The 12,205-nt window shown below is 54.7% G+C and carries 13 protein-coding genes; 5 read left to right on the top strand and 8 right to left on the bottom strand.

Going from position 1 to position 12,205, the window contains the following annotated elements; translation table 11 throughout:
• Positions 1–76: 76 nt before the first annotated feature.
• Together AC07UY_RS09865 and AC07UY_RS09860 are read right to left on the bottom strand one after the other, a co-directional pair.
• A complete protein-coding gene (locus AC07UY_RS09865; RefSeq protein WP_494661464.1) occupies positions 77–1,357 on the bottom strand; it encodes a DUF445 domain-containing protein in 1,281 nt (426 codons plus the stop codon).
• Positions 1,358–1,569: 212 nt separating this feature from the next.
• Complete coding sequence (locus AC07UY_RS09860) at positions 1,570–2,100, bottom strand: NlpC/P60 family protein (RefSeq protein ID WP_494661465.1); 531 nt, start codon at positions 2,098–2,100, stop codon at positions 1,570–1,572.
• 477 nt (positions 2,101–2,577) lie between these two features.
• On the opposite strand from AC07UY_RS09860, the gene AC07UY_RS09855 reads away from it, so the two are divergent.
• On the top strand, positions 2,578–2,931 hold the full coding sequence (locus AC07UY_RS09855; RefSeq protein ID WP_494661466.1) for a hypothetical protein: 354 nt from the start codon (positions 2,578–2,580) through the stop codon (positions 2,929–2,931).
• A gap of 42 nt (positions 2,932–2,973) precedes the next feature.
• On the opposite strand, the gene AC07UY_RS09850 is transcribed toward AC07UY_RS09855, so the two are convergent.
• The 3 genes from AC07UY_RS09850 to xapA are packed head-to-tail and all read right to left on the bottom strand — an operon-like array spanning position 2,974 to position 6,026.
• Complete coding sequence (locus AC07UY_RS09850) at positions 2,974–3,927, bottom strand: LysR family transcriptional regulator (protein WP_494701045.1); 954 nt, start codon at positions 3,925–3,927, stop codon at positions 2,974–2,976.
• 20 nt (positions 3,928–3,947) lie between these two features.
• The gene (tsgA, locus tag AC07UY_RS09845; RefSeq protein WP_494701046.1) at positions 3,948–5,153 is read right to left on the bottom strand and encodes an MFS transporter TsgA; all 1,206 of its coding nucleotides are present in this window, start codon (positions 5,151–5,153) and stop codon (positions 3,948–3,950) included.
• Positions 5,154–5,192: 39 nt separating this feature from the next.
• A complete protein-coding gene (gene xapA, locus AC07UY_RS09840) occupies positions 5,193–6,026 on the bottom strand; it encodes a xanthosine phosphorylase (RefSeq protein WP_494701047.1) in 834 nt (277 codons plus the stop codon).
• Positions 6,027–6,446: 420 nt separating this feature from the next.
• On the opposite strand from xapA, the gene AC07UY_RS09835 reads away from it, so the two are divergent.
• The 4 genes from AC07UY_RS09835 to AC07UY_RS09820 all read left to right on the top strand — a co-directional run bounded on the left by AC07UY_RS09835 (position 6,447) and on the right by AC07UY_RS09820 (position 8,467).
• Positions 6,447–6,923 (top strand): hypothetical protein, encoded by a 477-nt coding sequence (locus AC07UY_RS09835; protein WP_494661470.1) that lies wholly within the window; start codon positions 6,447–6,449, stop codon positions 6,921–6,923.
• Positions 6,924–6,926: 3 nt separating this feature from the next.
• The gene (locus tag AC07UY_RS09830; protein WP_494701048.1) at positions 6,927–7,511 is read left to right on the top strand and encodes an OmpA family protein; all 585 of its coding nucleotides are present in this window, start codon (positions 6,927–6,929) and stop codon (positions 7,509–7,511) included.
• A 379-nt stretch (positions 7,512–7,890) separates the two neighbouring features.
• Complete coding sequence (locus tag AC07UY_RS09825; protein ID WP_203359047.1) at positions 7,891–8,178, top strand: BrnT family toxin; 288 nt, start codon at positions 7,891–7,893, stop codon at positions 8,176–8,178.
• The gene (locus AC07UY_RS09820) at positions 8,165–8,467 is read left to right on the top strand and encodes a BrnA antitoxin family protein (RefSeq protein ID WP_203359046.1); all 303 of its coding nucleotides are present in this window, start codon (positions 8,165–8,167) and stop codon (positions 8,465–8,467) included. Before AC07UY_RS09825 ends, AC07UY_RS09820 begins: the two co-directional genes overlap by 14 nt.
• A gap of 104 nt (positions 8,468–8,571) precedes the next feature.
• On the opposite strand, the gene yjiA is transcribed toward AC07UY_RS09820, so the two are convergent.
• The 3 genes from yjiA to btsT form a co-directional block, all read right to left on the bottom strand.
• On the bottom strand, positions 8,572–9,528 hold the full coding sequence (gene yjiA, locus AC07UY_RS09815) for a GTPase (protein WP_192610939.1): 957 nt from the start codon (positions 9,526–9,528) through the stop codon (positions 8,572–8,574).
• Positions 9,529–9,540: 12 nt separating this feature from the next.
• On the bottom strand, positions 9,541–9,735 hold the full coding sequence (locus AC07UY_RS09810) for a YbdD/YjiX family protein (protein WP_192610940.1): 195 nt from the start codon (positions 9,733–9,735) through the stop codon (positions 9,541–9,543).
• A gap of 96 nt (positions 9,736–9,831) precedes the next feature.
• On the bottom strand, positions 9,832–11,982 hold the full coding sequence (gene btsT / locus AC07UY_RS09805) for a pyruvate/proton symporter BtsT (RefSeq protein ID WP_494701049.1): 2,151 nt from the start codon (positions 11,980–11,982) through the stop codon (positions 9,832–9,834).
• Positions 11,983–12,205 lie beyond the last annotated feature (223 nt).

Raw genomic sequence — 12,205 nt, 5'->3', positions numbered from 1 at the left:
TCTGCGTTAAAGGTTCGGCAGTCTGTAGGCCGGATAAGCGCAGCGCCATCCGGCGTGCCTGTGCTTCACATCCGCGTTAAAGGTTCGGCAGCGTCAGCAGAGACGGAATTTGCGAGAGCAGATACAGCACCAGTCCGATGGAGCCACCGACCAGCGTGCCGTTGACGCGGATAAACTGCAAATCTTTGCCGATATTCAGCTCAATTTGCTGCGACATATCCCGCGCATCCCAGCTTTTGACCGTGTCGCTAATGTGGCGCGTCAGGAACGCGGCGAACTCTGGCGCGACCTTACGCGCGGCCTGTTCCAGATGACCATTCAGCGATGCGCGCAGCGCTTCGTCGGCGACCAGCGTTTCACCAAACCACTGCCCGGCATGTGCGATCCGCTGCTTCACGCGGGAATCCGCGGCATTAATATCCGCTTTCAGCCACTGACGGACATCCCCCCACAGTTCGCCGAGATAACGGTTAAACGCCTCATCTTCTTTCAGATACGCTTTGATGTTCTCTGCCCGCAACGCCATTTCCGGATCGTGTTTGAGCTTGTTGATCAACGTAAACGTCGCGCGATCAAAGGCATGGCGGATCTGATGGGCGCGATCGTGGCTGATATCATCAAGTAGCGAGTTGACGGCCTCCGAAACCAGTTCGGCGCTGTGTTCCCCCAGCCATTCGGTCGGCAAAATCTTTGCTTTAAGCGGGTGCTCCGCCTCCAGCCAGCGCACGATCTGGTGGGCGATAAACGCCCGCGAGCTGTCGCGCTGTAGCAGGGAAATGAGCTGGGCAATTAGCGTGTCGAGCAACACCTGATGGCGATCGTTTTTGGTCATACTCTCCAGCATTAATGCACTGGCGCCGGAAAGATCCACCTTATCAATGGCTTTATGCACCGCGCGTTTGATCAGCCGTTGAATACGGGCGTCGTCGGTCAGCTCCAGAAAGCCGCTCATGATTTGCAACAGATGTTGCCCTATCCGCTGGGCGTTTTCCGGCTGGCTGAACCAGTTACCGAGAAGGCTGGCCGGTTCGTGGCGGCGGATCAGCGCCACCAGTGACTGGGTATCGAGAAACTTCTCCTGGACGAACTGGCCGAGATTTTCGCCTATCCGGTCTTTATTGCGCGGGATAATCGCCGTATGGCGAGAAATAAACGGAATCGGCACCCGACGAAACAGCGCCACCACTGCAAACCAGTCGGCCAGCGCGCCGACCATCGCGGCTTCGGCAATCGCCTTAATGCCCAGCACCCAAAAGTTGGGCGGCAAAAAGAGCGTAATGACAAACGTTGCCGCAGCCATCAGCAGCAAAGAGAGCGCCAACAGCTTGGCGCGTTTGAGTTCAGCGATTTTATTCATAAGGTTAAGGATAGAGCCAGACGGGACGATCGTGCAAAGGTGGACAGTCTGGATATCGAAACTCACTGTACGTTAAGCCTATTTTTGGACTTTCCGACGTTAGCTGGCTGTCGTCACCGGAACCCACCTAAAGCAGGTGTCCGGTTGCTTCGCCAGAGATGTTTACCCGTCCGATTGATGTGTTCCCGGCCAGACAGTGACAAACGTGAACGCTACGACATTCCCCGTACCGGGGCCATTCTCCTGGCGGTCAGATAATGCTCTTGCCAGTAACTGCCTGACAAATGAGAGAGCATCACGCCCTGGGAACTCGACGCATGGATAAATTGATCGTTACCGACAAAGACACCAACATGGCGAACATTGGGTTTTGTCATAAAAAAGACCAGATCTCCGGGTTTCAGTTGTTCCTGTTGAACGGGGTAGCCAGTATGACTTTGCTCCGCTGCTGTTCTCGGTAAATTCAGATGAGCGACGGTCTGTATCACTCTTCGGGTGAACGCCGAACAGTCAATGCCATTATGGCTATTTCCGCCCCAGCGATAACGGGTTCCTTTCCATTGGGCATATTCATCCATAATACGTTGCTGTAAATTCCCTTCTTTTAGAGTGTGTATTGGTAGAGTCGATGATTTAAAAGCAAAAACAGTCTCGACTCCCCACTCTTCAGGAATGATTTTTTCGAAAGCAAAGGTGGTTGAAGAGGAAAGTACAAAAACAATAAATAAAATTAAACGAAGCATAACTCAAAAATTAATTTATATGATCACATCCTTACATTTTGCGCAAAAGAACCCCATCAACCATGATGGTTTTAAATTATAGTTTTAACGACGCCAGGAATAATAACACTGATGAATGAATACATCTTTCACTAGTCAGTCCATAAATGGACTGGGCGATAACTCATTGTTTTTAAATTGTTCCAGGCTGACAAGCTGTTCACTGTCGATCACGGCAGTGCAGGGATTCCACTAGCAGGTTCTCCATCACGCGGGAAACGTGGTTTGGCGCGTTTGAGTTCACCGATTTTATTCATAAGGGTAAAGGGAGAATGTTGAAGTGAGCAACCGAAGGAAGATGAAACGAACTCACGATAAATTATCGTGTTTTATCCTGAATTTTTAGTCAGATTTGTTTATTACTCACTGCGTTTATTGCGTCATATTGCATTGTCATCCCATACGCTTAATATTTCAGTTTCGCTAACAGGAGGCACTATGCATAAACCCGCCGCTCTTTTTCTGTGTGTCATGCTTTTTATCCCGCTTATTTTTCTGATTAACGTCACCCCGCTTTCGGTACTGTGGCTTTTATTGTATGTCTTTGTCATTTACTGGTTTACCCGAAAGGCGAATAAAGAGAAGACCTACGTGAAAGGGGCCAGCATTATTTATTTAGGCGCCGCCGTTGCGGTTATCGGGAAAAAATGTGTTGCCCTGTATTCCGTGAGTGGGGATGTCAGCAGCGAGGAACTGGTCATTGAGACTTTCTTCCAGGTGATGCTGATGGTCAGTTCCGGTCTGGGCGGTGGGTTGCTGGCGCACTACTTTATTAATGAACGTAAGGCGTAGCGTGCCGTGTCTCTGCCGGATGGCGGCTTTGCCTTATCCGGCCTACAAATCGGCGTTGGCCCGTGGGCGCAGCGCCTCCAGGAAACGCGTGAACAGTTCAGGTAACGGCTCGTCGTACCACAACGCATACAGGTCGGCCGGGATCGTCTCTTCAAGCGGGAGAAAGGCCACACCGGGCCAGTAGATCAGCCCGCAGGTTTCCGGCAACAGCGCCACGCCGCTGCCGGTGCTGACCAGCGCCAGCGCGGTTTGCGGCTCGAAAACCTGATGGGTGATCAGCGGCGAGACACCCAGTTCGAGGCAGCGCTCGTACACCTGATGGGCAAAATCGCTGCGGGTGAAGGAGAGTGAAATAAACGCCCGATCCGCCAGATCGACCAGCGAGACTTTTCCGCGCCGGCACAACGGATCGCTTTCATGCACGGCGACATGCACCCTTTCACGGGCGATCAACTGACAGCGAATCTTCGCTCCCGGATGCGGGATCACATTGCGGTTGATGGCGATATCAATGGTGCGGGCGCGCAGCGCTTCGGTTTGCTCGTGCTGCCCCAGTTCATGCAGCGTCCAGTTCACATCGGGGTTGGTTTCCCGAAACGCTTTCATCCTTTCCAGCAACGGACCCCACATCGCGCTGCCAATCACCCCAATATTGATATGCTGCTTTTCGCTGCGACCGATCTGACGCACATAGTTCAGCGACTGTTCGGTGGCGTTGAGGAGGCGGTCGACTTCGGATTTCAGTACTTTTCCGGCGTGGGTCAGCGCGACTTTGCGGCTGGATCGTTCGAACAATTCCACGCCGAGGATCTCTTCCAGCTCTTTTATTTGTACGCTGAGCGGCGGCTGAGAGATGTTCAGCCGTGCCGCGGCGCGGCCAAAATGCAGTTCGTCGGCAAGGATCTGAAAATAGCGTAGCATCCGAAAGCGAATGCGGCTGTTGGCCTGAGGATCGAGCATGCAGGGCACCGTGAAGGGGGAGGGTGGCGGTATCATGCAACCCTCCTGAAAGGCTGTCAAACCGCGACCGCCTCGCCCTGATGCAGGCGTTCGGCTTTGCTACAGGCAATGCCTGCCAGCAGGGTTACCATCAGCAGCGCGTAGGCAACGGTAGACGCATTCACCGCGCCGTGCAGGCCGAAGCGACTGTTCACCAGCGAAGAAACCGTCGCAAACAGCAGCGTACCGACAGTGCCGCAGGTGAGCAGCGCGGAAATCAGCGTCGGCGAACTGCGGCTGACCTGCAACGAACCGTAGCTCATCAACCCGGAAAACAGCCCGGAGTTGAAGAAGCCAAACGCGCCGCAGGCAATCAAAATCAACGTGGTGTTGCTGCTGTTACTGATAAGCGCAATCGACACCAGCCCGACGGCGGTACAAATGAGCAGGAAGGTGCGCAGTTTCATCCACTTGACGGTGAACTGGTTGAGGAATAGCCCTGTCGCCTTCGTCACCCAGTACACGGTGGTGTACAGCGCCGCCTGCTCCGGCAGCAACTGGAAGCGCCATTGCAGATAGCCCGGCGTCCACATAGTGAAAATCGGTTCGGCGAGCAGGAACAGGAATAGCGCCCCGCACAGCAGCCACACCGAGCGACCCCACGGCTCCTTGTTGGCGGTTTCCTGATGCGTCGGTTCCGGTGATTCGGTCGTCGGGTAGCGGCTGCGCAGGGTGAGGATCAGCATAATCACCCCCAGCGCACCCATAATGGCGTACATCGCCATCCAGCTCGCGCCCAGCTTAAACAGCCACGCCAACAGAAACGAGAGCGTCGCGCCCGCCAGGCTGAAGAAAAAGTCGGTGAAAATCAGGCTTGAAGAACGGCTCTTTTCGTCCGGGTTAATGCGCACCACCAGATAGCTGCCTATGGTCATAAAAATCCCGCCGCAGGCGCCGATAATGGCGACTGCCACGCTGAACATGGTCAGCGTCGGGGTGGCGAACAGCAGGGCGCTGATGAGAATGGTCAGCGCGGCGGCGATCACCAGCGGCTTTTGCAAGCCCCATTTCTTCATCAGGATCCCGCCGAGCATGATCGGCACGAACATGCCGATATTCATCAGCGTAAACACCTGGCCGATAAAGCTCGGGTCTTTGTTGAACGCCGCACACAGAGGCCCGAGGACGATCCCGAGCGTCGACACCAGCGCGCCGACGAAGTAATAGCTCAGATACGAAATCGCATTCAGACTGCCGCGAGAATAATGTTCTGACATCTGCATTTCTCCTGGCGGGCGCTTCGCCCGCCGCTGGACGGGAACTTAGCGGTAGTTCTTCACGAACTGGCTAATCAGGCGAATGAAATCGTCGGTCACCATCGCCGCGCATTTCAGGGTTTGCTCGTGGGAGAGTTCCACGTCGCTTAAGCCTTCCGCCATATTGGTGATGGCCGACACCGCCAGCACCTTCAGGCCGCAGTGGCGGGCGACAATCACTTCCGGTACCACCGACATGCCCACCACGTCGCCGCCGATTTTCTGCATCATGCGGATTTCCGCCGCCGTTTCGAAGTTCGGGCCAGGGTAGGAGACGAACACCCCCTCGTGGAGTTTCAGGCCCAGATCGCGGGCGGTGTGATGCAGTTTTTCGCGCAGGTCTTTGTCGTAGGCGTTGGCGAGGCTAAAGAAGCGCGGACCAAAGCGGTCATCGTTCGGCCCAACCAGCGGTGTCGACGGCATGGTATTGATGTGATCGTTAAGCGCTACCAGGCTGCCCGCCGGAATAGCCGGATTAAGCGAACCCGCAGCGTTGGTGCAGAACATAAATTCGCAGCCGAGCAATTTAAAGGTGCGCACCGCGTGGGTCATGATGCCCATCCCGACGCCCTCGTAAAAATGGCCGCGACCTTTCATGCAGATAATATCCACGCCATGCAGCGCGCCCATCACCACCTCGCCCGCATGCCCAATCACGGTGCTCACCGGGAAACCCGGCAGTTTTTCATAAGAGATCACGGTTTTGTTATCGAGCTTATCGGCCAGTGCCCCGAGACCCGATCCGAGAATAAAGGCAATACGCGGCTGAAAGCCGGGTTTCGCCGCTTTGAGGATGTTAACGGCGTCGAACGGGGTATCGTTAATCACGGAATGAGACATAAAAACTCCTGAATGCGTAGGTTTATGCACATTCTGCGAAGCGGACGATTGCTAATCCAATTGGATAAATGCGCTTATTGATTCGGTTTTATGAATGGATGATGTGGGGAAATTATTGTACTGACGGAATTTCAAGGAGTTATACAGAAGGAAGCGCAGCTCCCGCGACTGAGCAGGGAAAATGGGAGGGTTGAAGTGTGATGAGGTTCACTGACGGTCTTTGTCGGCGCAGCACACCTGTCCGGACTGGCGTGCCGTCACGCCCTATTAAACGTGATCACGCTAACGTTTTTGTACGCTTAGGGGGTGATACCGGGGTGTTTTACTATACTTCGGGGGCATTACTCTCCCGGCGACTTTCCTATGTTATTGAAAATATAAGATAACAAAGACAGCGCCCTACAGAATAAGGACCTCAACATGAAGCGAATGAAAAACTTCGTTGCCTCCTGTCTGTTGACCGCGCTGGTTTTTCCGGGCGTCGCGCTGGCAGAGGAAGCGCCAGCCGCACCGCTGGCCACCGGTATGGTGAGCGCGGGGACGGCGGAAGCGCAGGTGGTGGAAGCAGTGCGCCACGGCGACATCCTGACCGTCAAGGTACGCTTTAAGGGCCTTGCGGATAACCTGACTGCGCAATCTCTGTATACCGGAATAGATAAAGAGGCGCTCGCTAATTCCTTCTATTTGTTAGTGGGTAACAAGAAATATCTGCTGCTGACCGACTCGAATGGCGTACCTTTGGCGCCGAATAGCGTGATGTTTAGCTCGCGCCGCGGTGTTCCGTACGTCGGTTCGTGGTACGGCAGTTTCCCGGCACCGCCGAAAGACGTCAAAGAAGTGTATTTGACTATCGAAAACGTTGAGCCGCTCGGGCCCATCGCCATTACGGATCGTTAAGCGATGAGCGGCCTGCATAAACTCCTGTTCGCCAGCGCTCTGGCGCTGTGTTCTGCCGCTGGTGCGGAAGATGCGCCAGCGCATGCGCCGCCAGTGATCCTCGACCTTAAAGCGACAACGCTGGATCTGGTGGGCTTCCCGTCGGATACCGGCGGCGCGGTGCTGGATTTACAGAGCAAGGCGGCGGATCTGGCGAAGCAGTCGGCGGATATCACTTTTCGCGATGATAAAGACGCGGTGACGTTGTCTATTCGTAGCGACGTGTTGTTTGCTTTTGATAGCGATGCGATCGCCAAAAAAGCCGAGCCAACGCTGAAAAAGGTGGCGCAGTTAATCGTCGACGATCCTGACGGCGCAGTCATGATTGAAGGGCATACCGATTCGGTGGGTAGCGATAAGTACAATCTCGATCTTTCGCAGCGTCGCGCCCGCTCGGTCGCCAAATGGCTGACGGCACACGGCGTGGATTCATCACGTTTAAGCGAGAAAGGCAAAGGTGAAAGCCAGCCGGTGGCGAGTAACGATAGCGACGCCGGAAGGGCGAAAAACCGTCGCGTCGATTTCGTATTGCCGAAGAAGAAAGCGTGAGTTCACCACCCGATCTATGGCTGTAAACCTGTAGCCCTGCTGGGAATGGCTCCGGAGTCTCAGTCTGGCTACTGGATCTCTGTAGTAGATTCCATCGCCACCTTCACTGTCATCCTCGGCTACACGCAGTTGATCCGCAGGCAGTTTCTGTATTACCCAAAACAGGGATTCCATTGCACCTTAATCTTCATCTTACACAGCTGCTGGGCGAGATTCTGCACTTCGCGCTGGCGGGCGTAGAGCATCGTTTTGACCGCTCTGGGGGCTTTTTGTCACTCATATCCATTTATGCAAAATGTGATGCTATTTCCAGCAATATCGCTATACTCGTAAGATAATTGTCTATACATTTTTGTATATACAATCAGGGATAGATACTATGCCGATGGAGTATGAATGGGATGCTAATAAGGCCAGAAGCAACCAGATAAAACATGGCATTCGCTTTGAAGATGCTGTTCTTGTGTTCGATGATCCACGGCATCTCTCAAGGCAGGATCGCATAGAGAACGGTGAGCACCGCTGGCAAACCCTCGGGCTTGTGCATGGGATTATTGTCATTCTTGTTGCCCACACCGTTCGCTTTGAAAGTGGCTGCGAAGTCATTCGGATCATTAGCGCCCGAAAGGCAGACAGTAAAGAGAGGAATCGTTATGAGCATGGTTAAACATAAACGCGGCAGCGTATCCGCGCTGAGTGCTCAGCATGAGGCTGAACTTAAGGCGCTGGCGATGAAATCCGACACGGATATTGATTACAGCGACATTCCTTCTTCGGAGGATGAACAGTGGTCTGAGGCGGCGCGGGGTAAGTTTTTTCGCCCATTGAAAACGCAAGCCTCTGTGCGCATTGATGCCGATGTCATGGAGTGGCTGAAACGTCCGGGGAAAGGGTATCAGACGCGGCTTAATGCTATTTTGCGCGAAGCCATGCTGCGAGAGCAAAACAAGAAATAGCGAGTATCTGCTCGCGTGTAGATGCCGGATGGCGGCTACGCCTTATCCGGCCTGTAAATCGGCATAGGCCCGATAAGCACAGCGCCATCGGGCATCAGGATAGATTACTTCTTCAACCCCGCAAATGCGGCGCGGATCTCGTCTTCGGGGAGTTGAATCCCGATAAATACCAGCGTGCTGTGCGGCTGTTCGTCGCCCCACGGGCGGTCCCAGTCGGCGCTGTAGAGGCGTTGAACACCCTGGAATAGCAGGCGGTTTGGCTCGCCGTCGATCCACAGCATTCCTTTGTAGCGCAGGAGTTTGTCTGCGGATTCCAGCAGCAGGTTTTCCATCACGCGGGAAACGTCACCGATGTCGACCGGGTAATCCAGCTCCACCACGATCGATGAAATATCGTTCTGCTTGTCGGCGATAAAGTGGAAACGCGGTGTGGCGCTGACCACGTTCTCTTCCAGCATAAAGCCGTTGGTGTTGAACAGCAGGGCGAGATCGATATCGCCATGGGTGACAGTGTAAACCGGTGCGCGGGCGTTGATACGCGCCAGGCGTTCACGCAGTTTTTCGCTTTCCCCCGCCACATCGGTTTTGGTCAGCAGGATGCGGTCGGCGTAGCCAATCTGCGACTGGGCGATGGTGAACTGGTTCATCTGCTCATCGGCATGTACCGCATCGACCAGCGCAATCACGCCGTCCAGTAGATAGCGTTCGCAGAGCACCTCATGCGAGAAAAAGGTCTGAATAATCGGGCCGGGATCGGCCATGCCGGTGCATTCAATCACCAGACGGTCGAACTGGATGTTGCCCTTGTCGAGGTTGTCGAGCAGGTCTAACAGCGCGTCTTCCAGCTCGCTGGAGCGGGTGCAGCAGATGCAGCCGTTGGTGAGGGTTTTGATCTGGGTGGCGCGATCGCCAATCAGCTGATCGTCAACGGAAACTTCACCGAATTCGTTTTCGATAACGGCAATTTTATAGCCGTGCTGTTCGTTGAGAATATGGCGAAGCAGCGTGGTTTTACCGGCGCCAAGAAAACCGGTGAGTAGGGTAACTGCAATCGGGGTCATTCATTTCTCCTTCTAACAGCAACTGCTTCCGCCGCTACCGTAGCGGGCTTCCTGGCGCTCGCGGAAGAATTCTTCGTAAGTCATATAAGGCTGGTCCGGATGGTTGGTCTTCATGTGCTCGACGTAGTTGTCGTAGTCCGGAATGCCAATCAACATCTTTGCCGCCTGACCGAGATATTTTTTTGCCTGACCTAAAGTACCAAACATTATACCGTCCAGATAGAAAAAGCCCGGTGACGCTACGCTGACCGGGCCTACAGGAGCTGTGTAGGGCGGGTTAGCGTAGCGCCACCCGCCAGGTTTTTAGTGGTGTGAAGAGGTCTTCACGCCGCCTTCCGGAATCGGTACGTACGGCGTTTCCTGGTCGGTACGACCGTTGACGTTACGCACGTTCATCCAGGTTTTGATGGCGTAGAAGATGATGCTGTACACCACAATCAGGAACAGAATACTCAAACCTGCGTTGGTGTAGTTGTTCACCACGATATGGTTCATGTTGGCAATCTGCTGTGCAGTCAGTTCACCGCCATTCGCAATCTTCTCTTTGTACTGGCTGGCCATGTAGAAGAAGCCTTCCATCTGCGGGTTGGTGCTGAACAGTTTCAGACCCAGCGCCCAGGTGGTGCAGAGAAGCAACCATGATGCCGGAACAACAGTCACCCAGATGTATTTGGTGCGCTGCATTTTAATCAGTACCACGGTGCCCAGAACCAGCGCCACGGCAGCCAGCATCTGGTTAGAGATACCGAACAGCGGCCACAGGCTCTTAACGCCGCCCAGCGGATCAACCACGCCCTGATACAGCAGGTAGCCCCACAGACCAACACAGCCCGCGGTTGCCACAACGCCCGCCACCAGAGAGTCGGTTTTCTTCAGGAACGGCACGAAGTTACCGAGCAAATCTTGCAGCATAAAGCGGCCTGCACGGGTACCGGCGTCCAGCGCGGTCAGGATGAACAGCGCTTCGAACAGGATCCCGAAGTGATACCAGAAGCCCATATCCGCCATCGGCAGCACTTTGTGGAATACGTGTGCGATACCCACAGCCAGCGTCGGTGCGCCACCTGCGCGGTTCAGAACGGACGGTTCGCCGATGTCTTTCGCGGTTTGCAGGATCTGCTCAGGCGAAATCACGAAGCCCCAGGAACTGACGGTCGCGGCGGCGTGTGCCGTCACGTCTTTCAACTGCGCCATAATCAGCGGCGCGTTTTCACCGCCCATCTCATGCAGGTTTGGCATGGTGATGCCAAGGCCTGCTGGCGGGGTGTTCATCGCGAAGTAAAGACCCGGTTCGATGATGGACGCAGCAACCAGCGCCATAATCGCAACGAAGGATTCCATCAGCATGGCACCGTAACCGATAAAGCGAGCGTCGGTTTCGTTGGCCATCAGCTTCGGCGTGGTGCCGGAAGCAATCAGCGCGTGGAAGCCAGAGACGGCGCCACAGGCGATGGTGATAAACAGGAACGGGAACAGCGCGCCTTTCCACAGTGGCCCGGTACCGTCAATGTACTGGGTTATGGCGGGCATTTTCAGTTCCGGGTTGATGATCACGATACCGATCGCCAGACCGACGATAACACCGATTTTCAGGAACGTTGCCAGGTAGTCACGCGGGGCCAGAATCAGCCATACCGGCAGCAGCGCAGAGATAAACGCGTAGCCGATCAGTGCGAAGGTAATGGTGGTGTCTTTAAAGGTCAGCGCCGGGCCCCAGTACGGGTCGTGGGCAATCACGCCGCCGAAGTAAATAGAAGCAACCAGCAGAACGATACCAATCACCGACACTTCGCCCACACGACCCGGACGCAGGAATCGCATGTAGATTCCCATGAACAGCGCGATAGGCACAGTAGAGCACACGGTGAAGACGCCCCACGGGCTTTCCGCCAGCGCTTTTACCACGATCAACGCCAGTACCGCGAGGATGATGATCATGATTAAGAAGCAGCCGAACAGCGCAATGGTACCTGGTACGCGGCCCATCTCACCTTTGATCATCTCACCAAGAGATGCGCCGTTACGGCGGGTCGAGATGAACAGTACCATGAAGTCCTGCACCGCACCGGCCAGCACCACACCCGCCAGCAGCCACAGCGTACCCGGCAGATAACCCATCTGGGCGGCCAGAACCGGACCCACCAGCGGACCCGCACCGGCGATGGCGGCAAAGTGGTGACCGAACAGCACGTAGCGGTTGGTCGGCACGTAGTTCAGGCCGTCGTTATTGATGACCGCTGGCGTGGAACGCGTCGGGTCAAGTTTCATCACCTTTTGAGCGATGTACAGACTGTAGTAGCGGTACGCTACCAGATATACAGAGACGGAAGCGGCCACAATCCACAGGGCGCTGATGTGCTCGCCCCGACGTAATGCCACTACCGAGAGGCAGAGTGCCCCGATGATTCCGAGAATCACCCAGGGTATGTGCTTGAATATCTTTTTGGTATCCATAGTAAAACCTGGTTTCTTTAGATTAATAATTGGCCGAAGCCGTTTGGGTTCAAGTGTGTGTTTGAGGAGGTATATGACTGTTATGCTGGGGACGATCTTGCCAGAGAAACGCGCGCGTAAAGTAAGGTAAATAGGCGAGTGGTTATATGTCAGCTTAAGCGGTCAGGAGTGTCAGCGAGCGGTAAAGAGAGGGCGTAAGCGGTGGAAATTGTGTGATTTGGGT

Source organism: Citrobacter sp. GW821-FHT02E08 (assembly GCF_059421685.1).
This window is presented reverse-complemented; position numbering and strand designations above follow the sequence as displayed.

What these genes read in the sequence shown, in the direction of transcription:
- AC07UY_RS09825 (WP_203359047.1), top strand. Translation starts at nt 7,891, where the DNA reads ATGCCGATGGAGTATGAATGGGATGCTAATAAGGCCAGAAGCAACCAG.
- AC07UY_RS09835 (WP_494661470.1), top strand. Translation starts at nt 6,447, where the DNA reads ATGAAGCGAATGAAAAACTTCGTTGCCTCCTGTCTGTTGACCGCGCTG.
- btsT (WP_494701049.1), bottom strand. Translation starts at nt 11,982, where the DNA reads ATGGATACCAAAAAGATATTCAAGCACATACCCTGGGTGATTCTCGGA.
- AC07UY_RS09850 (WP_494701045.1), bottom strand. Translation starts at nt 3,927, where the DNA reads ATGATACCGCCACCCTCCCCCTTCACGGTGCCCTGCATGCTCGATCCT.
- AC07UY_RS09830 (WP_494701048.1), top strand. Translation starts at nt 6,927, where the DNA reads ATGAGCGGCCTGCATAAACTCCTGTTCGCCAGCGCTCTGGCGCTGTGT.
- AC07UY_RS09810 (WP_192610940.1), bottom strand. Translation starts at nt 9,735, where the DNA reads ATGTTTGGTACTTTAGGTCAGGCAAAAAAATATCTCGGTCAGGCGGCA.
- AC07UY_RS09820 (WP_203359046.1), top strand. Translation starts at nt 8,165, where the DNA reads ATGAGCATGGTTAAACATAAACGCGGCAGCGTATCCGCGCTGAGTGCT.
- AC07UY_RS09855 (WP_494661466.1), top strand. Translation starts at nt 2,578, where the DNA reads ATGCATAAACCCGCCGCTCTTTTTCTGTGTGTCATGCTTTTTATCCCG.
- tsgA (WP_494701046.1), bottom strand. Translation starts at nt 5,153, where the DNA reads ATGCAGATGTCAGAACATTATTCTCGCGGCAGTCTGAATGCGATTTCG.
- xapA (WP_494701047.1), bottom strand. Translation starts at nt 6,026, where the DNA reads ATGTCTCATTCCGTGATTAACGATACCCCGTTCGACGCCGTTAACATC.
- yjiA (WP_192610939.1), bottom strand. Translation starts at nt 9,528, where the DNA reads ATGACCCCGATTGCAGTTACCCTACTCACCGGTTTTCTTGGCGCCGGT.
- AC07UY_RS09865 (WP_494661464.1), bottom strand. Translation starts at nt 1,357, where the DNA reads ATGAATAAAATCGCTGAACTCAAACGCGCCAAGCTGTTGGCGCTCTCT.
- AC07UY_RS09860 (WP_494661465.1), bottom strand. Translation starts at nt 2,100, where the DNA reads ATGCTTCGTTTAATTTTATTTATTGTTTTTGTACTTTCCTCTTCAACC.